Here is a 26,926-nt window from a genome sequence, read left to right on the forward strand (position 1 = left end):
GGTAGACGGGCAAGGGTGCCGCAAGGGTCGATCAGGATTGACCTATCTGTTAAGAGTCTTATTTATTAATGGTGCTCACTGTTACTCAGAGCTGAGGAGCACCAGCGTGAGACGCATTGCCATACCCCTCATCGCGTGTACGGCCGCCGCGCTCCTCGCGGCGCCCGCGCACGCAGGCCCGGCGCCCCAGCCAGGTACCGGGCTTGTCCTGTCCGCCGTCGACCGGGCGCTGCTGGCCGCCGACCGCGCCGCCGAGTCCGGGCTCGACGCGCTCGCCAAGGGCCCGCACGAGCAGCTGCGCCGGGTCCGGAGCATCACCGGCGAGCGCGGCCTGCAGTACTCCGCCTACGAGCGGACGTACCGTGGCCTGCCGGTGCTCGGGGCCGACGCGGTCGTCACCAGCGACCCCGACGGCCGGATCCGGGACATCAGCGCCGCACCGACCAGGCCGATCACGGTCGGCATCGTGCCGGCCGTGCCAGCGGCGAAGGCCTCGGAGGTCGCGCGGGGCAAGCTGGCCACTGTGGACAGCACGTCGGTACCGCAGCTGTCGGTGCTGGCCGGCGACAACCCGCGCCTCGTGTGGAACGTGCACGTCACCGGGCGTACGGCTACTGCGCCGTCAAGCCTGCACGTGTACGTCGACGCCCAGTCCGGAGCTGTGGCCGACGCGTACGACGACGTGCGGCACGCCGCTGCCGAGGGTTCGGGTACCGGGTACTACAACGGCTCGGTGACCATCCAGACCAGCGGGTCGGGCAGCTCGTACACGATGCGGGACGGCACCCGGTCGAACCTGCAGTGCGGTGGCCAGAACGGCTCGGCGTACACCGGCACCGACGACGTCTGGGGCAACGGCCAGGGCACGAACCTCGAAACCGCCTGCGTGGACGTCATGTACGCCGCCCAGCAGGAATGGGACATGCTCAAGAACTGGATCGGGCGCAACGGCTTCAACGGCAACGGCGGGGCCTTCCCGGCCCGGGTCGGCCTGTCCGACGTCAACGCCTACTGGAACGGCAGCTACACCAACTTCGGCCGCAGCCAGGACAGCCAGCGGCAGGTCACGCCGATCGACGTGGTGGCGCACGAGTACGGCCACGCGATCTTCCAGTTCTCCGGCACCGGCCAGGGCGGCTCCGGCAACGAGACCGGCGGGCTGAACGAGTCGACCGGCGACATCTTCGGCGCGCTCACCGAGCACTACGCCAACAACTCCAACGACCCGCCGGACTACGAGGTCGGCGAGGAGGTGAACCTGGTCGGGCGCGGCCCGATCCGGTACATGTACGACCCTTCGCGGGTCGGCGACCCGAACTGCTACTCGTCGTCCATCCCGAACACCGAGGTGCACGCGGCAGCCGGTCCGCAGAACCACTGGTTCTACCTGCTGGCCGAGGGCTCGGCGCCCGGCGGCGGCAAGCCGAACAGCCCGATCTGCTCCGGCGGCCCGGCGAAGGTGACCGGGATCGGCATCCAGAAGGCCGGCAAGATCTTCCACACCGCGCTGCTGACCAAGAGCTCGACGTGGGTGCACTCGTCCGTCCGGCGGGCCACGCTCCAGGCCGCCAAGGATCTCTATGCCCCGTCCTGTGTGGAGTGGCAGGCCGTCAAGGACGCATGGAACGCGGTTTCCGTACCGGCGGTGTCCGGCGAGGCCACCTGCACGGGCGGCCCGGCGAACGACTTCTCGATCTCACTGAACCCGGCCTCCGGTACCGTGCAGCAGGGTTCGTCGGTGACGTCCACTGTGGGCACGCAGACGACGTCGGGTAACGCGCAGATGGTGAACCTGACCGTTTCCGGCCTGCCGAACGGCGTGACCGGCACGATCAGCCCGGCCAGCGTCACCTCGGGCGGCTCGGCCACCCTGACCCTGAACGCCTCGTCGAGTGCGGCGCAGGGCAACTACACGGTGACGGTGACCGGCACGGGCAGTGTCACGCACACAGCCACGTACTCGCTCCAGGTCGGCACGGGTGGCCCCGGGCCAGGCGCACCCAACATCGACGTGGCGAAGGTGCAGGCGCACCTGACGCAGTTCGGCACGATCGCCTCGCAGAACGGCGGCAACCGGCGGGCGGGCTCCGCTGGCTACACCGCTTCGCTGAACTACGTGAAGGGCAAACTCCAGGCGGCCGGTTACCAGGTCACCGAGCAGTACTGCTCCACGTGCACCTACCCGTCCAACAACCTGATCGCTGACTGGCCGGGCGGCGACACCAGCAACACCGTCATGTTCGGCGCGCACCTCGACGGGGTGTCTGCCGGGCCGGGCATCAACGACAACGGCTCCGGGTCGGCGGTGACGCTGGAGGTCGCGCTCGCGCTGGCCCAGGCCAACCCGCAGCTGAGCAAGCACGTGCGGTTCGCGTGGTGGACGGACGAGGAGCAGGGCCTCAACGGCTCCGAGTACTACGTCGGCCAGCTCAGCGCCAGCCAGCGGTCGGCCATCAAGGGGTACTACAACTTCGACATGGTCGGCTCGCGGAACGCTGGTTACTTCATCAACCAGATCACGAGTTCGACGGCAGCACCGCTCAAGGAGTACTGGGACTCGCTGAACATCCAGCCGGAGGAGAACGTCGAGGGCGCCGGGCGCTCCGATGACGCCTCGTTCCGGGCGGTGGGCATCCCGACCAGCGGGTACGCGACCGGTGCCAGTGCCCGCAAGACCACAGCCCAGGCTGGCAAGTGGGGTGGCACGGCCAACTCCGCGTACGACCCCTGCTACCACGCGTCCTGCGACACCACGAGCAACGTCGCGGCGACTCCGCTCGACCGGAGCGCCGACGGCCTGGCCTTCGCGCTGTGGAAGCTGGCCGTGGTGAGCAGCCCGAGCAACGATTTCTCGGTGTCGGCCAACCCGGCGCAGGCCAGCACGCAGGCCGGCGGCACGGCGTCGACCACGGTCGGGACGCAGACCACGTCGGGCAGCCCGCAGACGGTGCAGCTGACCGCCACTGGCCTGCCGGCCGGGGTGACCGTCTCCTTCAATCCGTCGTCGGTGCTCACCGGCAACTCGTCGGCGGCGACGTTCACGACGTCGGCCAGTACGCCGTCGGGTTCGTACGACATCACGATCACCGCGACCGGTTCGGTGACCCGGACGGCCAACTTCCGGCTGACGGTCGGCCCGGTCGGCGGCGGGGACTTCTCGGTCTCGGTGAACCCGGGCTCGGGAACCGTCCAGGCTGGACAGTCGGCGGCCACGACCGTGGGTACCCAGACGACGTCGGGTAACCCGCAGACGGTCACGCTGAGCGCTGCTGGCCTGCCGGCCGGGGCGACGGCCTCGTTCAACCCGTCGTCGGTGACGACCGGGAACTCGTCGGCGCTGACGATCTCCACGTCGGCGAGCACTCCGGCGGGCACGTACACGGTCACCATCACGGCGGCCGGGTCGGTGTCGCGGTCGGTGAGCTACACGCTGACGGTCACCGGCTCGCCGGGCGGCTGCGGTGGCCTGCCGGTGTGGAACTCCGGCACGACCTACGTGCCGGGTGACGTGGTGCAGCACAACGGGCACAAGTACACGTCGACCTGGTACTCGGCGGGTGCCGAGCCGGGTGCCCCGCAGTCCTGGGCCGTCTGGCGTGACGAAGGCGCCTGCTAGCGGTACACAGTAGATAGTCCGGCCCCTGCCCGACCTCCACCGGGCAGGGGCCTCCTCATGATCACGGGACCCCTCATGTCGCTATAGCGACATGAGGGGTCCCACTCACCTTCGCGACAGCGGTACCACCACGACGGCCTCCATGCCGGAGTCGACGCGGTTGCGCAGCTCGATGGTGCCGCGCAGTTCGCCGGCGGCGAGGGTACGCACGATCTGGAGGCCGAGGCGCTTGCTGGCGTCGAGGTCGAAGCCCTCGGGCAGGCCCTGGCCGGAGTCGGACACGGTGACGTGGAGCTGCCGCCGCCAGCGGTGCGCGGCGATCACGACCTCGCCCTGCTCGGCCGGGCCGTACGCGTGCTCGACAGCGTTCTGGAGCAGCTCGTTGAGGACCATGACGAGCGGCGTGGCGATCTCGGCCGGCAGCTTGCCGAAGGTGCCCTCGCGGCGCAGCGTCACCCGGCTCTCGGCCGCCGACAGCTCCGCGGCCATCGACGCGACCCGGTCGACGATGGTGTCGAACTCGACGGTCTCGTCGGAGGCCATCGACAGCGTCTCGTGCACGAGGGCGATCGAGGAGACGCGCCGCACGGACTCCTCCAGCGCGGCCTTGCCCTGCGGCGAGTCGACCCGCCGGGCCTGGAGCCGGAGCAGCGCGGCCACGGTCTGGAGGTTGTTCTTCACCCGGTGGTGGATCTCGCGGATCGTGGCGTCCTTGGTGACCAGCGCCCGGTCCCGGCGGCGGACCTCGGTGATGTCGCGGACCAGCACGACCGCGCCGATCGGGTGGCCGCCAGGGAGCAGCGGCAGCGCGCGGAGCAGCAGGGTCGCGCCCCGGCCGTCCAGCTCCTTGCGGGAGGGCGACTCGCCGCGCAGCGCCGCGAAGATCCGCTCGACGGCTTCGCCGCCTTCGAGGGGATCATCGGCCAGCCTGCCGGTCAGGGCCGCGAGGTCCTCACCGGTGAGATGGCTGGGGAAACCCAGTCTCCGGTACGCCGACTGCGCGTTCGGGCTCGCGTATGCCACCTTGCCGTCGGCGTCGAGCCTGATCAGGCCGTCGCCGACCCGCGGGGCACTCGTGGTCTCCCCGGGGTGCTGCGGCGGCGGGAAGGTACCGTCGGCGACCATCTGCGTCAGGTCGTCGGCCGTCGTGAGGTAGTTGAGTTCCAGCTGGCTCGGCGTCCGGGCCGTCGACAGGTTCGTGTCCCGGCCGAGCAGCGCGATCACCCGGTCGTCGTCGGGGCGGCGGACGGGGATGGCCTCCCGGCGGGCCGGCGTGTCCCCGTACCAGACCGGGTCGCCCTCCCGCCAGATCCGGCCCTCGTCCAGCGCGACGGCGAGGTGGGCCACGTCCGCGCCGCCGAGGATCTGGCCGACCTGGTCGTCGAGGTACGCGGTGGGGGCCGTCGTCGGCCGCACCTGGGCCACGCACCGGAACTCGCCGTCCTCGACAGGTACCCACATGAGCAGGTCGGCGAAGGACAGGTCGCTCAAAAGCTGCCAGTCGCCGGCCAGCCGGTGCAGGTGGTCGACGCTTTCCTGGTCGAGGTCGGTGTACTCCTCGACCAGGTCTCTGAGGGTGGACACGGTGTAAGGGTACTGAGCGCCCGGGCATGACCAGGTTCACAGCTCGATTTCGCAAGACAGATGCGTAATCGGCGTGCGATTCTGCCAGGGTTCCTAACTGAAACGAGAGGCTTCCGTGGCGACCCTTACCCCTCTTGCCCCGCCATCGCCCGCCCGGCTCTGGACTCGTAACTTCACCCTCTACTTCCTCGCCCGTACCGTCGCGATGCTCGGCGACGCGATGCTCACCGTGACCGTCGCGCTGGCCGTGCGGGGCGCGGGGCACGGGGACTCCGGCGTCGGGTACGTGCTCGCGGCGTGGATGGTGCCCTTCATCGCCCTGCTGCTGTTCGGCGGGGTGTACGCCGACCGGTTCTCCGCTCAGCGGATGATGATCGGCGCTGACCTGGTGCGCGTGGTGACCCAGGCGGCGATGGCGGTGGCGCTGTTCGCCGCGTACACGCCGCTGTGGCTCCTCATCGGACTGTCCGCTGTGTCCGGTGCGGCGGCGGCCATGTTCCAGCCGGGCGTGGCCGGGCTCGTCCCCCGGGTCGCCGGCGACGTGCAGCGCGCCAACGCCACGCTCCGGGTCGCCGACGCGCTCGCCCAGCTCACCGGGCCCGCCGTGGCGGCGCTGCTCGTCTCGCTGATCGGGGCGGGCATGGTGTACGCGGTCAACGCGACGAACTTCGTGGTGAGCGCTGTGTGCCTGTTCGCGCTCCGGCTGGCCGCCGTCCCGCTGATCCCCAAGGGCTCGACGATGCGGGCGGACCTGCGAGCCGGGTGGGTCGAGTTCCGGGGGCGGACGTGGATGTGGTCGATCATCCTGATCTGGATGGTGTTCGGCTCGTCCGTCTACGGGCCGCTCATCCCGCTCGGCTCGGGCCTGGTCACCGGCCAGCACGGCGAGCAGGCCTACGGCTGGGTGATGAGCGCGCTCGGGGCGGGCACCATCCTCGGCGGGCTGGTCGCGCTGCGCCTCCGCCCGGCCCGGCCCCTCGCGGCCGGCGGGGTCGCGCTGTTCGGCTTCGCGCTCGTGCCGCTGGCCATCGCCGCTGGCGGCTCGATGCCGGTACTGCTCGCCGCGCACGCGGCCGGCGGGGCCTCGTGGGCCTTCTGGTCGGTGATGTGGGCGACGAGCGTGCAGACCCAGATCCCGCCGGACGTGCTCAACCGGGTCAGCGCGTACGAGGTGGCGGGCTCCGTTTCCGGCGTGCCGGTCGGGCAGGCCCTCGCCGGGCCGCTGGCGGCGGCGTTCGGGGCCTCGGTGGTGCTCGGCGCCGGGTCGGTGATCACGGTCGGCGTCTGCCTGGCGGTGCTCGCCGTCCCGGCCGTCCGGAATCTCCGCCGGATCGGCTGAGCGGGACTACAGAAAAGGGCAACCCCTCATCCAGTACCAGATGAGGGGTTGCCTTTTGTTCTGTGGTCTAGCCGACGTGCGGGGCAGCCTCGGTGGGCAGGTCCTCCTTGCGGACCTTGACCAGCAGGATGATCACCACGGCCGAGGCCGCGAGGAAGATCCCGCCCCAGATGAACGCGGTGTGGAAGCTCTCCAGCATCGCGTTCGCCTGGACCAGCGGCGCCTCGGCCGCCGACTTCGGCTGGTGGTCCTTGGCGTACGCGGTCGCGGCGTTGATCGCGAACGTGTTCAGCAGTGCCGTGCCCAGCGCGCCACCGACCTGCTGCGTGGCGTTCAGGGTCGCGCTCGCCACGCCGGAGTCCTGCTCCGGCACGCCGATCAGCGCCAGGTTCGACAGCGGCACGAACGTGAGGCCCATGCCCAGGCCGAGCGCCAGCATGGCCGGCAGCACCTCGGTCGTGTAGTTGTTCTCGATGCCGATCCGGGTCAGCGCGAAGATCGACAGCGCGGCGAGGACCGAGCCGGCCGCCATCAGCGGCTTGGCGCCCACCTTCGGCATCAGGCCGCTGGCCGCGCCGGCCGCGATGAACACACCCACCGTGATCGGCAGCGAGGCCAGGCCGGCCTCGACCGGGGTGAACTTCAGCATCGCCTGGAAGTAGTACGTCAGGAACAGGAACGCGCCGAACATGCCGACACCCGTCAGCGTGCCGGACAGGTACGCCGCGCCACGGTTACGGTCGAGCAGGATGCGCATCGGCAGCAGCGGGTTCTTCGACTTGACCTGGATCAGGACGAAGGCGATCAGCAGGGCGATACCGCCGATGATGTAGCCGAGCGACTCGAAGGACGTCCAGCCGATCTTCTCGTCGGCGGCCTGCGTCGCGCCGTACACGATGGCGACGAGACCCAGGGTCACCGTGATGGCACCCGGGATGTCGTACTTGGTGTTGCCCTTCGCCTTGCTCTCCGGCAGCACCATGATGGCGAGCACGACGGCCAGCAGGGCGATCGGGATGTTGACCAGAAGCGTCCAGCGCCAGCTCGCGTACTCGGTGAGCACACCACCGGCCACGAGACCGACAGCCGCGCCACCACCGGCGATGGCACCGTAGACGGCGAACGCCTTGGCGCGCTCCTTCACGTCCGTGAACAGCACCGTCAGCAGCGCCAGGCCCGCCGGGGCGAGCAGCGCGCCGAAAGCACCCTGGAGGGCACGCGCGGCGAACAGCGTCTCACCGTTCGTCGCGGCACCACCCAGCGCCGAGGCCAGCGCGAAACCGACCGAGCCCCAGATGAACGCCTTGCGGCGGCCCCAGTAGTCGGCGATGCGGCCACCGAGGAGGAGGAGACCACCGAAGGTCAGGGCGTAGGCCGTGACCATCCACTGCTTGTCAGCCTCGGAGATGTCGAGCTTGGCCTGCGCCACCGGCATGGCGACGTTGACGATGGTCGCGTCGAGCACGACCATGAGCTGCGCGATGGCCAGGACTCCCAGGGCGGCCCAGCGGCGCGGGAACGGCTCAGCGGCCGCCCCTGCCTCCTTGAGGCCGGTCGAGCCGGAGACTTGAGTCGTCATTGCGGGTTATCCCCTTCGGAAAGAACGTGCCTTACATACGGCTGGAGGACCGGCAGCAGCACCTCGTCGGCCACCTTGGCCAGGTACTCGCGGTCGAGGGGTTCACCGAGGCCGAGGAAGCGGGACAGCAACAGGGCCGGGGCGAGATCGTGGAACAGGCTGGCCGGCGGCGGCATGACCAGCTCGCCGCGCTGCGCCGACCGGCGGAGAATGATCTCCGCGTGCCGTTCACCGATCGGGAAGACCAGCTCGCGGACGCGCCTGGCCAGCTCGGGGTTGGACTGCATGGCGAAGGACAGCGCCTGCATGATCCGGCCGTCGGCCTTGCAGGCCTCCGCCATCACGGCGAGCATCTCCAGCAGGTCACCGCGCAGGGAGCCGGTGTCAGCCGTGGGGCTGTTGTCCCGGACGGTCCACTGACGGAGGGTGTCGATGACCAGCTCGGCCTTGCCGGGCCACCGGCGGTAGATGGTCGCCTTGCTCATCCGGGCCTGGGCGGCGATGGCGTCCATCGTCATCCGCTCGTACCCGACGGAGCCGAGCAGGCCGAGCACCGCGTCGGCGAGCGGCTGGCTCACCTCTGCAGGCTGACGACCTGACTCGCGGTCCATCTCGCGCTCCCCCATGTGACCACAGCGCGTCACCGCGCGGATGGAAACGAGACAGTTTCGTTTCCAAATGCCATCCTCGGCGCTGCTCCCCCGGCCTGCCAAGCGCTTATGACGCGGATCACGGCCGCCGGCCCCGCGTGAACAGGACCGGAAGCGATCGTCCCCTCAGGAGAGTCCACAGCGGATCACCGGTGCGGCTTCGCGCAGGTGAACGCGGGGTTTCCTGATCCAGGCGCGGGCGGGAGGAACCAGGGTGGTGACACTGAGTTCCTGGCTTGGGACACGGGGCCGGGGCGCGCCGGTCACGCGAAGGAATAGAGCACCATGATGACGAACCCCCGTCGCGCTCCGCTTTCCGGCCGGAACTTTCCGCCCGGGACCGAACTCTACAGATCGGGCACGGGCCGGCCGTCCACCCAGGGACAGAACTTCGGCCTCCACCCGGGGGTGGAGGCCGAAGGACGACTGCGGTCCGGGAACTACGGGATGTCGACGATCTCGTGGCCGAGCGGGGTCAGGGCCACCGGGATCATCTTGAAGTTGGCGATGCCGAACGGGATACCGATGATCGTCAGGCACAGGCCGATCCCGGTCACCAGGTGACCGAGAGCCAGCCACCAGCCGGCCACGATGATCCAGATGACGTTGCCCGCCGCGGAGCCCACGCCGGCCGAGGGCTTCGCGACCAGGGTGCGGCCGAAAGGCCACAGCGCGTAGTTCGCCATCCGGAAACTGGCCACGCCGAAGGGGATGGTCACGATGAGGACGAAGCAGATCAACCCGGCGAGCGCATAGCCGAGGGCCAGGAAGAAGCCGCCGAACACCAGCCACAGCACGTTGAGGATGAAACGCATACGTCCAGCGTGACGCCCGTGAGGGCGGCCGTCATCGGGGAACACCCCTACGGAGCGGTCTTGATCTCCGGCTTTGATCTCATGCGAAGTGGCCCTAAACGGCCCGGGCGGTGTAGCGGCCCTGGCGGAGCTCCACGGCGAGCGGCAACCCGAACGCCAGGCTCAACGTGTCACTGGTGATGACATCACCGATCAGGCCCTGGGCGACGACCCCGCCCTCCCGGAGCAGCAGCGCGTGCGTGAACCCGGGCGGGATCTCCTCCACGTGGTGCGTGACCAGCACCATCGCCGGGGCGTCCGGGTCGAAGGCCAGCTCGGCGAGCCTGCGGACCAGGTCCTCGCGCGCGCCGAGATCGAGGCCCGCGGCCGGCTCGTCGAGCAGCAGCAGCTCGGGGTCGACCATCAGCGCCCGGGCGATCTGTACCCGCTTGCGCTCACCCTCCGAAAGCGTCCCGTACACCCGGTCGGCGAGGGCTGCGACGCCGAGCTGTTCCAGCAGCACCCGGGCGCGGATGTCGTCCATCGCCTCGTACGTCTCGCGGAACCGGCCGACCACGTCCCAGGCCGCCGTGACGACGACGTTGTGGACGGTCTCCTCCGCCGGGATGCGGTCGGCGAGGGCAGCGCTGGTCAGGCCGACCCGGGTACGCAGCTCGTGGACGGCCGTCTGGCCGATCCGCTCGCCGAGGACGTGGACGGTGCCCTCCGTCGGGAAGAGGCGGGCGGAGGCCAGGCTCAGCAGCGTCGTCTTGCCTGCGCCGTTCGGGCCGAGCACGACCCAGCGCTCGTCCAGCTCGACGGACCAGTCGACAGCGGCCAGCAGGCGGGTGCCGGCACGGCTCACCGTGACGGCTGCGAGGTCAATGACTGCATCGGCATTCGGCACGACCACATCCAACCACGAAAGGTGGCCGGCGCTCGTGATCGCCCGGGGCCACGTAATGTGGGCCACCACACTCCCATCGAAAGGAAGCCATGCATGGCAGCCGTCATCGAGATCGAGGGACTACGCAAGACGTACCGCACCCTCCGGCGGGGTGAGCACCGTGCGCTCGACGGGCTGGACCTGTCGGTCGAGGCCGGCCAGGTTCACGGTTTTCTGGGTCCGAACGGCTGCGGCAAGACCACGACACTGCGGACACTGCTCGGGCTGATCAAGGCCGACAGCGGCCGGATGCGGCTGCTGGGCCGGGACGTTCCCGCCGCGCTGCCCCAGGTGGCCGGCGCGATCGGGGCCATTGTGGAGAGCCCGCAGTTCTTCCCCAACTTCTCCGCCCGCAAGACCCTGACCCTGCTCGCCACGGCCGGCGGCGTCCGCAGGAGCCGGATCGACGAGGTCCTCGACATGGTCGGGCTCACCGAGCGGGCCGGCGACAAGGTCAAGGGCTACTCGCTCGGCATGAAGCAGCGGCTGGCCGTCGCCTCCGCCCTGCTGAAGGAACCCGAGCTGCTGATCCTCGACGAGCCGGCCAACGGGCTCGACCCGGCGGGTATCCGGGAGATGCGCGACCTGATGCGCGGGCTGGCCGCCAGCGGGGTCACCGTCGTGCTGTCCAGCCACATCCTCGGCGAGGTCCAGCAGATCTGCGACTCGGTCACCATCGTGGCCCGGGGCAAGCGGATCATGTCGGGACCGGTCGAGCAGGTGCTGGCCAGCCAGGACAAGGGCGAGTTCCGGGTACGGGTCGCCGACCACCGCCGGGCGGCCGAGATCATCTCGGCGGCCGGGGCCACTGTGGACGTACAGGATGAGATCTTGATCGTGAAAGAGCTTGCCGATCCCTCGTGGATCACCTCGACGCTCGCAGCGCACGAGCTCTACGTCGCCGAGCTGACCCCGCTGCGCCCCGACCTGGAGAGCGTCTTCCTCACGCTCACCGACAGCGTCGCAGCCCCGGTGGGTGTGCGATGAACCTGTTCAAGGCCGAGGTGAGCCGGCTCGCGAGCCGGAGGTTCATCCAGATCGTCGTCGTGCTGCTGGTGCTGCTGCTGGGCGTCATCTGGGCCGGGCTGTTCTTCTCCCACCAGAAGATCACGCCCGAGGTGCGGCAGAACGCCGAGACCCGGGCCACCCAGGAATGGGACCGGCTGAAGGCCGACTGCGAGTCGGGCCGGCTGTTCGGCGGGCCGGACATGCCGGGCAAGCCCCGCCCCGAGGTCCCGTCGGGCATGACCGGCGAGGAGTGCCTCCAGCAGATCGGCATGCAGAAGCCGAAGGCCGAGTGGTTCATGCCCTCGACGTTCGACTTCAAGGACTACGTCCAGCCGATGGTGATCATCTTCGGCGTGCTGCTGTGCCTGTTCGCGTTCCTGGCCGGCGCGACGTTCGTCGGCGCAGAATGGTCCAGCGGCGGCATGATGAACCTGCTGCTCTGGCGGCCGAGACGCATACCGGTCCTGCTGACCAAGGCCCTCGCGCTGATGGCGGCGGTCACCGCCGTGTTCGCGGCTCTCGGTGCGGTGTGGACACTTCTGCTGTACCTGACGGCGAAGCTGCGCGGCCACTTCGACGGCGTGACGGGCGGAGTCGTCCAGTCGGCGGGGCTGACCGGGCTGCGGGCACTGCTTCTCGTACTGGGCGCCAGCCTGCTGGGCTTCGCCGTCGCCTCGCTCGGCCGCCGGACCGCGGCCGCACTCGGCGCCGCGCTCGGCCTGGCGCTGATCGGCGAGGTCGGCGCGCGCATCGTCCTCACCCTGCTCCGGGTGACCTTCGTGGAGAAGTGGCTGCTGTCCTCGTACGTGACGGCGTGGCTGGAGAAGAAGTCCACCTTCGAGAGCTACGAGCACTGCGCGACGTCGAACACGGTCGGCGAGTGCAAGCCGCTGACCCTGGAACTGACGATGAACCACTCGGCACTGGTGCTGGGCGTGGTGCTGGCGCTGACGGTCGGCGGAGCGATGTACGCGTTCCAGAAACGCGACGTTACGTAGTGCCGGCTCACTGAGGACGAATCTGGACTGCGCAGAACGGCTTCCCACGTACAACACCGGTACGAGGGAAGCCGTTCTGCTTGCCAGATCCGCCCTCAGCGGGCCACCGCGCGTCAGACCAGGAACTAAGAATCAAAAACTTCTTCGCGGGCTGCGTCTACCGCTGTGAGCAGGGCGCCGTGGAGGACGGGTTCCTCGGGGACGGCCGAGATGACGACCTGGGGGTCGATGATCGGGGCGATGGCCCGGACCTCGCGGCGGACCAGCTCGGCCAGCTCGGAGCCGCCTTCGCGTGCGATGGTGCCGCCCAGGACGACCAGGCTCGGGTCGAGGACGACGCAGGTTGCCGCCACGCCCAGCGCCAGGCGGCGGGCCAGCTCGGCCTTGTCGGTGACACCCGCGACGGCTTCGGCGCCGACGAGCCGCTGGAACGCGCCCTGCTCGCGGAGGGACTCGCCGTGCGGGAGATCGACACCGGGTACGGGGAGGTAGCCGATCTCGCCGGCCGCGCCGGTCACGCCCCGGTGCAGCCTGCCGCCGATCATGGAGGCGAGCCCGACGCCCCGGTCCACCCAGACGAGGGCGAAGTCCTCGGTACCGACGGCGGCGCCCAGGCGGGACTCGGCGACGGCTGCCAGGTTCACGTCGTTCTCGAAGCCGACGGCGACGCCGAGGTCCTCGCGGAGGGCTGCGAGGAGGCCGCGCTGCCAGTGCGGGAGGTCCCAGGCGAAGGACAGGTCGCCGGTGGCCGGGTCGACAAGGCCGGGGGTGCCGAGCACGACGCGTCGCAAACGCGACAGCGGGGCGTCGCCGAGCGCCTTGGTGACCGCCTCGTGCACCACGCCGACCGGGTCGTCGGCGTCGCGGGTCGACATGGTCACCTGGCCGACGATCTTGCCGGTGATGTCTGCGGCCGCGGCGATGACCCTGGTCGGGCCGATGTCGGCGCCCACGACGAAGGCCGCGTCCGGTACCAGCGCGTAGAGCAGGGCGTTCGGGCCGCGCCCGCCGGCCTGGGAACCGACGTGCTCGACGAGGCCGCGCTGTTCGAGGCGTTCGACGAGCTGTGATGCGGTGACCTTCGACAGCCCTGTAAACTCTCCTAACTGAGCCCGGGTGAGGGGGCCGTGGGCCAGGAGCAGTTCGAGCGCTGCGCGGTCGTTGAGCGCGCGGAGCAGGCGGGGCGTGCCTGGGCGTCGGCCTGGACTCATGCTGTTGTTGTCCTCTAGTCTTTAGGAAAGTTTCCTATTAGATACCGCACCGTGAGAGAGTACGGACAGCTTACGGTGAGCCAGCGAAAGGACACCCCAGGGCATGACTGACCCCGTACTGCGCAGGCTCGCCCTCGGCACCATACTTCCAGCCTTTCCCGGCACCGTCGCACCGTCGTGGGCCACCAGGCTGCTACGGGAAGGCCTGGCCGGCTATACCCTCTTCGGCTACAACATCGCCGATCAGGCCCAGCTCGCAACACTCGTCGCGCAGCTGCGTGACGCCCGGCCCGACTGCCTGCTCGCTCTCGACGAGGAAGGCGGGGACGTCACCCGGCTGTCTTACCACGAGGGCAGCCCCTACCCGGGCAACGCCGCGCTCGGCGCGGCCGACGACCCGGAGCTGACCTGGGCGACGTACCAGGGGATCGGGCTCGACCTGGCCTCGGTGGGGATCAACGTCAACTACGCGCCGACGGTCGACGTGAACACGGCCGACGAGAACCCGGTGATCGGTACCCGGTCGTTCGGGGCTGACCCGGCGCTCGTGGCGCGGCATACGGCTGCCGCGGTGGCTGGGTTGCAGTCGGCGGGCGTGGCGGGGTGCGCGAAGCACTTCCCGGGGCACGGCGCGACTGTCGCGGACTCGCATCTGGAACTGCCGACCATCGCCGACTCGCTGAGCGTGGTGCGGAGCCGGGACCTGCCGCCGTTCGAGGCGGCGATCGCCGCCGGGATCCGCATGATCATGACGGCTCACATCCGCGTACCGGAGCTGACCGGGGACGCGCCAGCGACGGCGAGCAGCCGGGTGCTGGTGGACCTGCTGCGCGACGAGCTGGGATTCAAGGGCGCCGTGGTGACCGACGCGCTGGAGATGCGCGGGGCGAGCGGCGCGATCGGGCAGCCGGAGGCCGCCGTGCGGGCGCTGCTGGCAGGTGCTGACCTGCTGTGCCTGGGCGCGGAGATCGACGAGGCGCTCGTGGAGGGCGTGACCGCCGGGATCATCGAGGCTGTCGAGAGCGGACGGCTGCCGGCCGCCCGGCTGGAGGAGGCCGTGGCGCGCGGGGTCGCCGCCGGGGCCGGGCTGGTGCCGCTGCGCTCGGAGAAGCCGGAGTTCGTCCGGGAGGCCATCCGCACGGCGGCGCGGCTGGCCGTGCGGGTCGAGGGTTCGCTGCCGCAGCTGCGGGAGCCGCTGCTCGTGCAGCTCGGATCCGAGGCCAACATCGCGGTCGGGACCGTGCCGTGGGGGCTGCCGCTGGACGGGGAGCTGGTGACGGTGCCGATGGGGGCCGAGGCGTACACCGGGCCGTCGGCCGACGACCTCGCCGCAGCCGCCGGAGACCGGGACATCGTGGTCGTCGGGCGCGACACGCACCGGTGGCCGCACGCCAAGGCGCTGATCGAGGCCCTGGCCGCCCGGCACCCGGGTGTCGTGCTCGTCGAGATGGGCTGGCCGTCGAGCTGGCGGCCGGCGGGGATCTCGGCGTTCGTGAGCACGTACGGGGCCAGCCGGGCCAACGGGTTCGCGGCCGTGGAGGCGTTGCGGGGGGCTTGAACGCTCGCGGCTGAGGTACCGGATAAGGGGTTTGCTCTTGGGGGAGCAGGCCCCTTTTCGCGTGGCAGGAGCGGTGGAGTCTAATGGTCTAGACCATTTGAGCTGTGAACTTCACCAGCGGGACATCCGCGGGACAGCGCGAGGACATCCCGCGCCGCGAGGGTCGGGCTCACTGAACCACTGTGAGGAGGGGCGATGCGGATCGTCATCGCGGGTGGCGGGGTCCTCGGGACCATGCACGCCTGGCAGGCCATCGAACGCGGCCACGAGGTCGTCCACGTCGAACGGGAGGCGGAGGCGCGCGGCGCCTCCGTCCGCAACTTCGGCCTGATCTGGGTGAGCGGGCGGCTCGGCGGACCCGACGTCAGCACCGCGCTGCGCGCCAGGGAGCTGTGGGAGGCCATCGGGGCGAAGGTGCCGGGGGTCGGGTTCCGGGCGGCAGGGTCGCTGACCGTGTGCCGGACCGAAGCCGAGGTGGCGGTCGCCGAGGCGGCCCTGAAGGAACCGTCGGCCGGAGTCCGCGGGCTGCGGCTGCTGTCGCGGGCTGACGCCCGGGCGCTGAACCCCGCGCTGGGTGGCGAGTTCCTGGCGGCCCTGCACTGTGAGCGCGACGCGGCCGTGGAGTCGCGGGTCGCCCTGCCCGCGCTGCGGGAGCACATGCTGGCGAGCGGAAGGTACACCTGGCTGCCGGGGCGGGAGGTGCGCGAGGTGGGGACCGGGTTCGTCCGGGACGACCACGGGGACGTGCACCGTGGCGACCAGGTCGTGCTGGCGACCGGCGCGTGGCTCGGCGGGCTCGTGCGGGAACTGGCTCCCGAGCTGCCGGTGCGGAAGGTACGGCTCCAGATGGCCCAGACAGCGCCGCTGGACGTGCCGCTGACGACGGCCGTGGCGGACGGCGACAGCTTCCGCTACTACCCGTTCTACCAGTCGTCCCTTCTGGACGGTCAGGCCCAGGCCGAGGTGGCCGCCGAGCACAAGATGCAGCTGCTGATGGTGCAGCGGCTCGACGGCGGGCTGACGATCGGGGACACGCACGAGTACGAGCACCCGTTCGGGTTCGATGTCGTGGAGCAGCCGTACGACCATCTGGTGGAGGTCGCTTCGGAACTACTGGGGCGGCCGTTGCCTCGCGTTGTGCGGCGGTGGGCCGGCGTGTACGCGCAGTGCCTCGACCCGGCTGCCGTGCTGCACCGGTCGGAGCCGCTGGACGGCGTGTGGCTCGTGACCGGGCCTGGCGGGCGCGGCATGACCGGCTCGCCGGCGATGGCGGAGGCCACGGCGGAACAGGCGGGGTGGTGACCATGGAGCTTGTGGTCTTCGACATGGCCGGGACGACCGTGGCCGACGACGGGCTGGTGGTCGAGGCGTTCAGGGCTGCGCTGCCGGGCCACACGGAGGAACAGGTCGCCTACGTCGAGCGGACGATGGGCGAATCGAAGATCTCCGTCTTCCGGGCCCTGCTGGGCGAGGAGGCTGCCGCCCAGGCCGCGAACCTGGCGTTCGAGGCGGCTTACGACGCGCTGGTACGGGATGGGCGCGCCGCCACCATCCCCGGAGCTGCCGGGGTGATCGCCGAGCTGCGGGAGGCTGGCGTCAAGGTCGCGCTGACGACCGGGTTCGCCCGGCCCACGGCGGACGCGATCCTGCGGGCCCTGGGGTGGGAGACGATCGCCGACCTGACGCTGACGCCGGGTGAGGCGGGACGCGGGCGGCCGTACCCGGACATGGTCCTGACAGCGGTGCTGCGGCTGGGCGTCGAGGACGTCCGGCGCGTGGCCGTCTTCGGCGACACCACTTCGGATGTACTCAGTGGACTGCGCGCGGGTGCTGGCGTGGTCGGCGGCGTGCTGACCGGGGCACACGACGCGGAGACGCTGCGGGCGGCCGGGGCCGGGTACGTGCTGGGGTCGGTGCGTGAGGTGCCGGGGCTGGTGCTGTGATTGCGTGGGACCCCTCATGTCGCCCAGGCGACATGAGGGGTCCCACGATCTTGGTCCTCAGGCCAGGAAGGCTGCCAGGCCGTCCATGAGCATGCCGGAGCCCTCCTCGGCCATGTCGCGCTCCTCGGCGGTGGCGAGTACCTGGCTGACCGTCGCGTGCGCCCTGCCGTCCACCTCGGACAGGGTCAGCGTCATGGCGGCGGGGGCCGCACCGGGGATGTCCATCGTGAGGGTCAGGCGCTCGCCGGGGACCACCTCGCGGTACGAGCCCGACATCGGGAACGGGCCCGCGTCGGGGATCAGCATCGTCGCCTGCCACGCGCCACCCTCGCGGACGTCCATCGTGACGGAACCGGGTACGGCGCTGGCCCACTGCTCGTACTGGTGCGGGGTCGTCCACGCCTCCCAGACGACCTGGGCGGGGACGTCGAAGGTGCGGGTGAGGGTGTAGGCGTACTCGGTCATCGCTGGGCTCCCTGGGGGTTTGTTCCTGCCGCGTTCCTGTCGTCAGTACAGACCGGGGTGGGAGCGGGAAATCATCGGTGCGGGGAAAGAATTTTCTGGGGGCCGCAGGAGTCAGCCGTGGCGGCCGCTGATGAGTTCCTGGAGCCAGATCTTGCCCTTGATGACCGGGCGGCGGTAGCGGAGCTCGCGGCGCGTGGCGCGGGCCAGCTTCCGGGAGCCGGGCGTGTAGCGCCAGTGCGCCCACGGTGAACCGGGGCGGGCCAGGCGGATCGCGCCGAACGTCAGGAACGGGGGCACGAAGATCCCGATCAGGCCGGTCCAGATCTTCCCCTTGAGCAGCGTGATCACGGCCAGCAGGCCGTTGATCAGGAGCGTGAGGATGATGACGAGCCGCGTCGCGCCCCTGCTGACCCCGCCGTCAGGGTTGTAGACGGTCACGTCCTCCAGGCCGAACGGCTTGATGCCGAGCAGGAGCAGGCCGGTCAGCGCCACGGCGACGAAGACAGCGTCGACGGAGGTGCGGCCCTGCTCGCTCCAGTACACGTCTTTCAGGTGCAGGATCAGGGCGAACTCGTCGAGGACGAGGGCGGTGCCGATGCCGAACAGCGCGGCGGCCGCCGAGAGCCAGGCCCGGTCGTCGTCGGAGATCGAGATGCCGGCGACGCCGCCGACGATCATGAACACGACGCCGAAGACGACGTGGTGGATGTGCAGCCCACCCGGCCGCACGTTGCCCGGCCACCACTTCACCTGGGCGCGGATCATCCGCACGGACAGCCGGATGAAGGCGAACGCGAGGACGAGCGACACGAAGAAACAGAACAGCGGCAGCCTGCCGGTGTCGACGATCCGCTCGCGGAACCAGTCCCCCATTGCCCTATCGTGCCTGGGCGAGTGGGGCCGCCGTCGGGAATTAGGCCGGGCGGGTGCTGGGCGGTGCCCCCACGGAGTTGCGAAGATCAGGGATCATGAGGGGACCAACCCCTCGAGGAGCGTGCATGACGGCTCGGCGTCTGGTCATCCTGACCGTGGCAGCCCTGATCGTGTCCGGTTGTTCGTCCGGCCCTGCCCAGCGGGCCGAACGGCGGGAGAGTCACACCGAGTACGGGAGCGGATCCTCCTCGGACTACCGGCCTGGGAGCAGCGGATACGTCGTTCCCAGCCCTGGTACTTCTCCTACTGCTACTCCCAGTCCTACGCCTACCCCTTCGCCCAGCCCGACGGTGACGGAAGACGACGACGGGAGCAGCCTGATCACGCCACGGCCGGTGAAGACCACCACCAAGGCTGTGAGTGGCGGATCCACCGGTTCCACCGGGACCAAAGTCGGGACCGGGAGTACCGGGTCCGGGACGGGCAGCAAACCGGGTGGCAGTACTGGCGGCGGTAGCCGGCGGCGGTAAGAGTCCGGCAGGTCAGGAAAAGGGGCGCCCGGGATTTCCCGGGCGCCCCTTTCGTGTGGTGCTAGGCCGCTGAGGTGCGGACCAGGGTACGGATCTGGCGGAGAAGGACGGACAGCGCGGCCAGGTCGGCCCGCGAGTCGTCGAACTCGCCGATCGCGTTGCGCGCCCGGGCGATCGACGCCGCGTTGAACTGCTCCCACTGATCCGTGCGTTCCCCGGCCGGCAGGCTGGGGTCCCCGGTCGCCAGTACCTCGGCGGTCAGGGCGGCCAGGGCCGCGTACAGGTCGTAGCGCAGCGCCATCCGGGCCAGCGTCTGCCAGCGGTCCAGCCTCGGCAGGTGCGAGATCTTCGTCAGCAGCGCGTCGACCCGGAACCGCTCGGAGAGCACGAAGTACACCCCGGCGACCTCGTCCAGCTCCCGGCCGGTGGCCAGCGCCGTCTCGACGATGTCGATCAGGCCGAAGCCGTACATGAGGCGGGTCGCCCAGTCGGCCAGGTCCTCCGAGATGCCCTTCCCCGTGAGGAACGCGGCGTGCGCGCGCAGCGAGTCCCGCTCGGCGCCCCGGAACAGCGTGCCGAGCTCGGGGAGGAGCTTGGTGACGCCGGGGCGGAGGCGGGCGATCTCACCCGGTACGTCGATGGGGATCCGGCGGTTCTGGACGAGCCAGCGGACGGCCCGGTCCATGAGGCGGCGGGCCTCCAGCAGGACCATCGTCTGGGTCTCGGTCGGCACCTGGTTGTCCAGGTCCTCCACGGCCCGCCAGAGCTCGCGCAGGCCGAAGACCTCACGGACCACGATGTACGCGCGGAGCACGTCGGCCGGGTCGACACCGGTCTCCTCCGCCGCGCGGTACACGAAGGAGATACCGCCACGGTTGACGACCTCGTTGACGAGGACGGTCGTGACGATCTCCCGCCTCAGCGGGTGGTTGTGCATGTCGGCGGCGTAGCGCTCGCGCAGCGGCGTGGGGAAGTAGCCGGTGAGGACCTCGTTGGTCCACTCCTCGTCCGGGAGCGCGGACTCGTTGATCTCGTCTTCCAGGACGATCTTCGTGTACGCGAGCAGGACGGCGAACTCCGGCGAGGTGAGACCGAGGCCAGCGGCGTCGCGGGCGTCGAGTTCCTCCTCGGTGGGGAGCGCTTCGAGGTCGCGGATCAGGCGGCCGGAGCGTTCGAGGTCGGCGATCATGCGGCGGTGCACCGGCAGCAGCGAGTGCGTCTGCGCCCGGGCGTTGCCGAGAGCCGTGGCCTGGCCGTAGTTGTCGGCGAGGACCAGCTCTGCGACCTCGTCGGTCATCTCGGCGAGCAGGACGTTGCGCTCGGCGAGGTCCAGCTCGGCACGCTGCATGATCCCGTTCAGCAGGATCTTGATGTTGACCTCGTGGTCTGAGCAGTCCACACCGGCGGAGTTGTCGATCGCGTCGGTGTTGATCCGGCCGCCGGCCAGCGAGTACTCGATCCGGCCGCGCTGGGTCAGGCCCAGGTTGCCGCCCTCGCCGACGACCTTCGCCCTGACCTCCTTGCCGTTGATCCGGATCGCGTCGTTCGACTTGTCGCCGACGTCGAGGTGGGACTCGGCGGAAGCCTTGACGTAGGTGCCGATGCCGCCGTTCCAGAGCAGGTCGACGGGGGCCTTGAGGATGGCCTTCATCAGCTCGGGCGGAGACAGCTCCGTGATGGCCGGGTCGATGCCCAGGGCCGTGGCGGCCTCGGGAGAGATCGGGATCGACTTGGCCGTGCGGGGGTAGATGCCGCCGCCGGTGGAGATGAGCGAGCGGTTGTAGTCGTCCCACGAGGAGCGCGGGAGGTCGAACATCCGCTGGCGTTCCGCGAAGGAGGTCGCGGCGGTGGGGGTGGGGTCGATGAAGATGTGCCGGTGATCGAAGGCCGCGACCAGGCGGATGTGCTCGGAGAGCAGCATGCCGTTGCCGAAGACGTCACCGGACATGTCGCCGACACCGACGACCGTGAACTCCTCGCTCTGGGTGTCGTGGCCCATCTCGCGGAAGTGCCGCTTGACGGACTCCCAGGCACCCCGGGCGGTGATGCCCATCTTCTTGTGGTCGTACCCGGCCGAGCCGCCGGAGGCGAACGCGTCGCCCAGCCAGAAGCCGTAGGACTCCGAGATGCCGTTGGCCGTGTCGGAGAACGTGGCGGTGCCCTTGTCTGCGGCGACCACGAGGTACGGGTCGTCGCCGTCGTGGCGGACCACGTCGGCCGGGGGCACGATCTTGCCGGCGACCAGGTTGTCCGTCACGTCGAGCAGCGCGGAGATGAAGAGCTTGTAGCACTCCACGCCCTCGGCGAAGAACGCGTCGCGGTCGGCGGCGTTCGGGGCCTGCTTCAGGACGAAGCCGCCCTTCGAGCCGACGGGCACGATGACCGCGTTCTTGACCATCTGCGCCTTGACCAGGCCCAGGATCTCGGTACGGAAGTCCTCGCGCCGGTCGGACCAGCGCAGGCCGCCACGGGCCACGGCACCGAACCGCAGGTGCACGCCTTCGAGCCGGGGCGAGTACACCCAGATCTCGTACTTGGGGCGGGGCTGCGGCAGGTCAGGGATCGCCTCGGGGTTGAGCTTGAAGGCGACGTATGACTTGGGGCGGCCGGACGCGGAACGCTGGAAGAACGAGGTCCGCAGCGTCGCCTGGATGAGCGTGAGGAAGCTGCGGAGGATGCGGTCCTGGTCAAGGCTCGCGACCTGGTCCAGCTCGCCCTTCAGCGCCTGGACGAGCTCGGCGGCCTGCGAGTTGCGGGCATCCTCTGTCAGGCCGAGGCGCGGGTCGAACCGCGTCTCGAAGAGGGCGACGAGGAGCGTCGCGACGCCCGGGTAGGCGATGAAGGTCTCTTCCATGTACTCCTGGGAGAAGACCGTGCCGGCCTGGCGGAGGTACTTCGCGTACGCGCGGAGAACCACGACCTGGCGCCAGGACAGGCCGGCCGCGAGGACGAGCTGGTTGAAGCCGTCGACCTCGGCCTCGCCGTACCAGGTGGCCTGGAACGCGTTCTCGACCGTGGCCCGGATCTCGGGCGCCGCCAGGGAACCCTCGGGGGCCACGAGGCCGAAGTCGTACAGGTACACCAGGCCGTCGGCGCGGCGGACCTCGTACGGGCGCTCGTCAGTGACGCGGAAACCGAGCGAGTGCAGGACGGGGAGGACGACAGACAGCTGCATCGGCTCGCCGTACCGGAAGACCTTGAAGCGCAGGTCCAGGTCGTTCTTACGGCGGCGGAAGAGGTGGAGAGCGAGTTCGCCGGGTTCGTCGACCAGTTCGAGCTTCGCGATGTCCTTCGCGGCCTCGACCGGCGTGTGCTCGTCCTTGTAGGTCTGCGGGTAGGCCTCTACGTAGCGGTCGAAGAGGCGCTTCTCCTGCTCCTCGCCCAGGTGGCGTTCGAGGACCAGGCGGAAGTCGTCGTCCCAGAGGCGGGTGGCGTCGGACAGGCGCTCGGTGATCGCGTCCACGTCGATCTCACCGGGCGGGGCCTTCGGGTCCGTGCGGACGATGAAGTGCACGCGGGCGAGCGTCGACTCGGAGACGCGGGTCGTGTAGTCGACGCCCACGCCGTTGAGCTCGGACAGCAGGATCTCCTGCATGCGGAGGCGGTTCTGGGTGGTGAACCGGTCACGCGGCAGGTACACCAGGCAGGAGATGAACCGGCCGTAGGCGTCCTTGCGGACGAACAGCTTCAGCTGACGGCGACCGGCGAGACGCAGGACGCCCATCGCCGTGTGGAACAGGTCGTCCGTGCTGATCTGGAACAGCTCGTCACGCGGGTACGTCTCGAGGACCTCCATGAGGTCCTTGCCCGAGTGGCTGCGCGGGGACAGGCCGGAACGGTCCAGGACCTCGTCGACCTTGCGCTTGATGACCGGCAGCTCGCGGACCGAGTGCAGGTACGCGCCGGCGCCGAACAGGCCGAGGAAACGGCGCTCGCCGTTGACGTTGCCTGCGGCGTCGAACGTCTTGATGCCGATGTAGTCCAGGTACGCGGTGCGGTGGACCGTCGCCCGCGAGTTGGCCTTCGTGATGATGAGAAGGCGCTGGTCGAGAGCCTTCGCGTACGCCTCGGGCGTCATCGAGGACAGGGCGCGCGGACGGGTCGAGTCCTGGCGGAGGATGCCCAGGCCGGTGCCGAGCTTCGCCTGGAGATATTCGCCGTCGACCAGCTCGTACTCGCGGTAGCCGAGCAGCGTGAAGTTGTCGGCGGCCAGCCAGCGGAGCAGCTCGACGGTGTCGGTGATGTCCTTGTCCGGTACCGGGAGCTTCGCGTTGGCCAGCTCGTCGGCCAGGCTCAGCGCGCGGTGGCGGAGCTTGGGCCAGTCCTCGTTGACCTCGCGGACGTCTGTGAGTACACGCTGAATGGTGTTGCGGAGTGACAGAGCCTGAGCCTCGTCACGGACCCGGTCCACCTCGATCCGCATCCAGCTCTCGACGATCTGGTCGCCGGAGGCGTCGTCGGGCTCGACGGAGGGGTAGAGCCCGGTCAGCTTGCCGAGCGGCTCGCGGGTCAGGACGACCTGCGGGTGGACCAGCAGGTCGATGCCGAGTCCCTCGCCGGTCAGTGCCGAGGTGACCGAGTCCACGAGGAACGGCATGTCGTCCGTCACGACCGAGATGATCGTGTGGCCCTCGGGCGGAGTGGTCACCTCCAGCTTGAGCTCACCCGGGGTGCGCTGCTCCGCGAGAGCCTTGTGCTCCAGGGTGGCGTGCAGCATGGCGTGCGGGCTCTCGTCGACGAGTTCCTCGTCGGGAACCAGCCGCCAGTACAGCTCAGCCAGGCCTTGGTCGTTCTCATCCGCCAACGCGCAGGCATCGGCAATCAGCCGATCGCGGTTGGGTACCGGCTCGTCGAGCTCGGCCTCGTCATCGACTCCGATCCCCGACAGACTGCTTGTTACGTCTGTCACGGTCGCCGGACGCCGCTCCATGGGTCCACTCCCCTTCGCCCACCACACTGTGTGCTGTGTCCCAGCCTAGGTGCACCCCGTCGCAGGTCCGATCGGCCAGTCTGGTTTTCGCCACCCAGCCGGGCAGCCTTGCCCGAACGGCTGATGCTAGAACACCCCGTGTCGGACATTCCAATTTTGCACCCGGGTGGAGTAACGGGTACGGAGAGTGACTGTGTCGGACTGGGTGTCCGTGTGGTGGGGGTGTGGGGTGGGTGGGGCTGGAGTGGCGTGGCGGTGGGGGCGGGTGGTGAGGCGGGGCTGTGGTGGCCGTTTGGTCTGTGTGGTGTTCGCGTAGTGGAGGTTTGGCGGGGGTTTCGTGGTTGTTTGGGTGGCTGGTGTGGGTGGGCTGGGGAGGTGAGTCGGCTGGGGGCCCTCCCCCCTCCCCCCAACCCACCCTTCCCCGCGCCCCGTCTCTTCAAACCTGCCCCGCACGCCCCGCGAAAAGCCGCCCCACCCGGCACCGGACTCAGCCGGCACCGCAGCCCGTCGACCACCACGGCAACCAGCTCAACACCTCACCACAGCAACGAGCCCCAAAAGCCCCCCGCCCTGCCACCACCCTCCTCACCAAATCCGGCTCAGCTCCCCAGGCACCACCCACACCACCCCGGAAAGCCCTGCCCTCAGCCTCCCCACCACCGCACGACGCCCCCAAGCCTCACCTCAGCCCCAGCTCACCGACTCACGCTCACCCCGAGCGCAAGCCACCCCACCCCGCCCCTCAAACCCCGCTTCGCTCCCCCACACCCACCAGCCGCCGCATCACCCCAGCCAGCATCGGAGCGCCCCGCCGCCCCAGGTGCTGCTGTATCCGCCGGCTGAGTTCTCCCACCGTCAGCCATTCCCTGGCGAGCGCTTCCCTCAACACCAGCAGCGCACCGTCCGGGTCCTGGAGCGCCGCGCAGTCGAACACGGTTCTGGCGAGTCTCGTGACGGCGAGCCCGCCCACGATCTGGATGTCACCTTCCCCCAGCTCCCCGCCGAGGTACCGGACTCCGGCCATTCCTGGCCCCCGGCTGCCGGGGAGCACGAGGTAACTCCGCGGATCGGCTGAGGCGACGGCGCCCAGCGGCCCGCTTCGCCACACCGCCCCAGATCCCGCACCGCCCCGGCGTCCGGCTGCCTCGCCACATCGGCCGTCTCCCCCTGCGGCCGCCAGTACCCGGGCCGCCGACGGCCCGCCGAGGACGGCGTCAGGTACGCGGAGAAACGCCGCGATGTCCTGCGCCCGCACGTCGACCGGCTGCCCGGACAGCACGTAGGCGCCGGGCAGGACGGTGGCCCACAGCCCGTCGGCGAGCCGGCGGCGTACTTGGGCCGGGCTCAGCCCGTGGGCTTCGGCCTGGGCTCTCGTGAAGACTCCGCGCTGCTGGCCGGCGAGTTCCGCCAGGGACGGTGGTAGTGGACGCATGAGCCCATCGTTGTGCTGCCTGCACGCATCCCGGCCTCGTTATCCACAGTGTCCGTACCTTGTGGATAACTTCCGGGCTCCCGCCGCTGGCCAGAGCGCCGGCGTGCACGGAACTCGCCCGCTACCGCAGGCTGTTCGCCAGCAGCTGCACCAGGTCCTCCGCGTGCTCGCCGTCCGGGTCGTAGTCCGGGTCGAACACCGTCACGTGCAGTCCGAGGCACTGTGGCGTGTCGGTCAGCTCGGCGATGAGGACTTCCAGTTCCCCGTAGGCGATCCCGCCCGCCGATGGCGCGTCCACTGCGGGCATCACTGACGGGTCGAGCACGTCGACGTCCACGTGCAGCCAGTATCCGGCGCAGTCGGCGAGTACTTCGCGTGCCCAGGCTGCGCTCCGGGCGGCGCCTTCGGTGCGCAGGGACGGCACTGTCCGGTACTCGATCCCGGCTGCCTGCAGGTCGAGCCGGTGTTCGTCGTTGTGCCGGATGCCGAGCACGGCCACGTCGGCGTCGTGGACGTACGGTTTCAGGTCGTCGATGTCGGTGAGGCTCAGCTGGCCCCGGCCGGTGACGAGTGCCAGGTTCTCGCCGGCCGCCGCTCCGACGAAGGGCGCGTTGCCCTCGTGCCGGAAGTCCGAGTGCCCGTCGATGTAGACGAGCCCGTACCGTGGCCCGTCCGGCAGGAGTGGCGGCAGCACGGTGGCGCGGACGGCTGCCGCGACCTCTGCGGCGTACTTTTCCGGGTCGGCTTCGGCCTCGGCGGCGATGGAGGCCTCTTCGGCCGCGAGGGCGGCGGCTTCCGCTGCCTCAACTGCCGCTTCGGCGGCCAGTGCCGCCGATCTGCGCCGCATCGCGAGGGTGATCCCGAGGGTGATGGAGCAGTCGCCGCCCAGTACGACGGGGAAGTAGCCCTCGTCCAAGAGCAGCCCTACGCGGTTGGCGAGGATCCGCGCATAGCCGGCCACCGCCGGGGCCTGGGCCACGCCGTCGCCCGGGCGCCACTCGCCGGGGTCGTAGCGGGGCGGGGTCACGCAGCCCGCGTCGTACGCCTTGAGCCGGTCGACGAGCCGGGCGTCGCGGAGCGCTCCGGGTGCTTTGGCGCAGCCGGGTACCGATCCGATGGTTGGTGGCCGCAGGCCGAGGTTGGACGGCGCGTCGAGCACGGCGATCCGGCGGGTCGGCATCGGCCCAACCTCCTTGATCGACGGTGACAACCAGCACGCACGGCCCAGCATCCCCGCCATCGGCTGGCTGGGCCCGGCCCGCACGCCGTTCCGGCGACCCGGGCCCCCATCTCGGGCTACCGGCGCCGGACGACCCGGCGACCGGCCAGGGACTCCCCTGGACCGGCACCGTGACACCCACTGACCGGAACCACGTAAAGAACACGAACAACGAGCCACCGCAGCGGAAACTGCCCCCAGGAAAACCTGGCAGACCGGGAACCCACCAGGCAAGCCCCCGGAAGCACAAC

Annotated in this window: 17 protein-coding genes and 1 pseudogene; 7 read left to right on the forward strand and 11 right to left on the reverse strand. The window is 70.1% G+C overall.

What is annotated here, in order from left to right:
- Positions 1-106 precede the first annotated feature (106 nt).
- A complete protein-coding gene (locus A3G1_RS0119420; RefSeq protein ID WP_018351148.1) occupies positions 107-3,616 on the forward strand; it encodes a M20/M25/M40 family metallo-hydrolase in 3,510 nt (1,169 codons plus the stop codon).
- Positions 3,617-3,721: 105 nt separating this feature from the next.
- On the opposite strand, the gene A3G1_RS0119425 is transcribed toward A3G1_RS0119420, so the two are convergent.
- Positions 3,722-5,200 (reverse strand): sensor histidine kinase, encoded by a 1,479-nt coding sequence (locus A3G1_RS0119425; protein ID WP_018351149.1) that lies wholly within the window; start codon positions 5,198-5,200, stop codon positions 3,722-3,724.
- 115 nt (positions 5,201-5,315) lie between these two features.
- Between A3G1_RS0119425 and A3G1_RS0119430 the strand changes: the two genes are divergently transcribed.
- Positions 5,316-6,539 carry an MFS transporter gene (locus A3G1_RS0119430; protein WP_026212297.1) on the forward strand — a complete coding sequence of 408 codons (1,224 nt, stop codon included), beginning with the start codon at positions 5,316-5,318 and terminating at the stop codon, positions 6,537-6,539.
- 67 nt (positions 6,540-6,606) lie between these two features.
- Here A3G1_RS0119430 and A3G1_RS0119435 read toward each other — a convergent pair whose 3' ends face one another.
- The 4 genes from A3G1_RS0119435 to A3G1_RS0119450 form a co-directional block, all read right to left on the reverse strand.
- The gene (locus A3G1_RS0119435) at positions 6,607-8,118 is read right to left on the reverse strand and encodes an MFS transporter (protein ID WP_018351151.1); all 1,512 of its coding nucleotides are present in this window, start codon (positions 8,116-8,118) and stop codon (positions 6,607-6,609) included.
- A complete protein-coding gene (locus A3G1_RS35665) occupies positions 8,115-8,696 on the reverse strand; it encodes a TetR/AcrR family transcriptional regulator (protein WP_018351152.1) in 582 nt (193 codons plus the stop codon). Before A3G1_RS35665 ends, A3G1_RS0119435 begins: the two co-directional genes overlap by 4 nt.
- A 512-nt stretch (positions 8,697-9,208) precedes the next feature.
- A complete protein-coding gene (locus tag A3G1_RS0119445; protein ID WP_018351153.1) occupies positions 9,209-9,583 on the reverse strand; it encodes a YccF domain-containing protein in 375 nt (124 codons plus the stop codon).
- A 94-nt stretch (positions 9,584-9,677) separates the two neighbouring features.
- On the reverse strand, positions 9,678-10,469 hold the full coding sequence (locus A3G1_RS0119450) for an ABC transporter ATP-binding protein (protein ID WP_018351154.1): 792 nt from the start codon (positions 10,467-10,469) through the stop codon (positions 9,678-9,680).
- A gap of 93 nt (positions 10,470-10,562) precedes the next feature.
- Between A3G1_RS0119450 and A3G1_RS0119455 the strand changes: the two genes are divergently transcribed.
- A complete protein-coding gene (locus A3G1_RS0119455; protein WP_018351155.1) occupies positions 10,563-11,495 on the forward strand; it encodes an ATP-binding cassette domain-containing protein in 933 nt (310 codons plus the stop codon).
- A complete protein-coding gene (locus tag A3G1_RS0119460; RefSeq protein WP_018351156.1) occupies positions 11,492-12,514 on the forward strand; it encodes an ABC transporter permease subunit in 1,023 nt (340 codons plus the stop codon). Before A3G1_RS0119455 ends, A3G1_RS0119460 begins: the two co-directional genes overlap by 4 nt.
- A gap of 125 nt (positions 12,515-12,639) precedes the next feature.
- Here the strand turns inward: A3G1_RS0119460 and A3G1_RS0119465 are convergent, their stop codons facing one another.
- Positions 12,640-13,725: an ROK family transcriptional regulator gene (locus tag A3G1_RS0119465; RefSeq protein ID WP_018351157.1), complete on the reverse strand. Its 1,086-nt coding sequence runs from the start codon at positions 13,723-13,725 to the stop codon at positions 12,640-12,642.
- Positions 13,726-13,828: 103 nt separating this feature from the next.
- Between A3G1_RS0119465 and A3G1_RS0119470 the strand changes: the two genes are divergently transcribed.
- From A3G1_RS0119470 to A3G1_RS0119480, 3 genes are all read left to right on the forward strand, one after another.
- The gene (locus tag A3G1_RS0119470; protein ID WP_018351158.1) at positions 13,829-15,283 is read left to right on the forward strand and encodes a glycoside hydrolase family 3 protein; all 1,455 of its coding nucleotides are present in this window, start codon (positions 13,829-13,831) and stop codon (positions 15,281-15,283) included.
- A 195-nt stretch (positions 15,284-15,478) separates the two neighbouring features.
- Complete coding sequence (locus tag A3G1_RS0119475) at positions 15,479-16,585, forward strand: TIGR03364 family FAD-dependent oxidoreductase (protein WP_018351159.1); 1,107 nt, start codon at positions 15,479-15,481, stop codon at positions 16,583-16,585.
- A 2-nt stretch (positions 16,586-16,587) separates the two neighbouring features.
- On the forward strand, positions 16,588-17,226 hold the full coding sequence (locus A3G1_RS0119480) for a phosphonatase-like hydrolase (protein WP_040478839.1): 639 nt from the start codon (positions 16,588-16,590) through the stop codon (positions 17,224-17,226).
- 57 nt (positions 17,227-17,283) lie between these two features.
- Here A3G1_RS0119480 and A3G1_RS0119485 read toward each other — a convergent pair whose 3' ends face one another.
- The 5 genes and pseudogenes from A3G1_RS0119485 to A3G1_RS38750 all read right to left on the reverse strand — a co-directional run.
- Positions 17,284-17,691 carry an SRPBCC family protein gene (locus A3G1_RS0119485; protein WP_018351161.1) on the reverse strand — a complete coding sequence of 136 codons (408 nt, stop codon included), beginning with the start codon at positions 17,689-17,691 and terminating at the stop codon, positions 17,284-17,286.
- Positions 17,692-17,802: 111 nt separating this feature from the next.
- Positions 17,803-18,564 (reverse strand): hypothetical protein, encoded by a 762-nt coding sequence (locus tag A3G1_RS0119490; RefSeq protein ID WP_018351162.1) that lies wholly within the window; start codon positions 18,562-18,564, stop codon positions 17,803-17,805.
- A gap of 591 nt (positions 18,565-19,155) precedes the next feature.
- On the reverse strand, positions 19,156-24,024 hold the full coding sequence (locus tag A3G1_RS0119495; protein WP_018351163.1) for an NAD-glutamate dehydrogenase: 4,869 nt from the start codon (positions 24,022-24,024) through the stop codon (positions 19,156-19,158).
- A gap of 742 nt (positions 24,025-24,766) precedes the next feature.
- Positions 24,767-25,456 carry a type IV toxin-antitoxin system AbiEi family antitoxin domain-containing protein gene (locus tag A3G1_RS39705; RefSeq protein ID WP_083936997.1) on the reverse strand — a complete coding sequence of 230 codons (690 nt, stop codon included), beginning with the start codon at positions 25,454-25,456 and terminating at the stop codon, positions 24,767-24,769.
- A 124-nt stretch (positions 25,457-25,580) separates the two neighbouring features.
- A pseudogene (locus A3G1_RS38750) lies at positions 25,581-26,636 on the reverse strand (arginase family protein); the annotation flags it as partial.
- Between the last annotated feature and the right edge of the window lie 290 nt (positions 26,637-26,926).

This window comes from Longispora albida DSM 44784 (assembly GCF_000379825.1).
Lineage (GTDB): Bacteria > Actinomycetota > Actinomycetes > Mycobacteriales > Micromonosporaceae > Longispora > Longispora albida.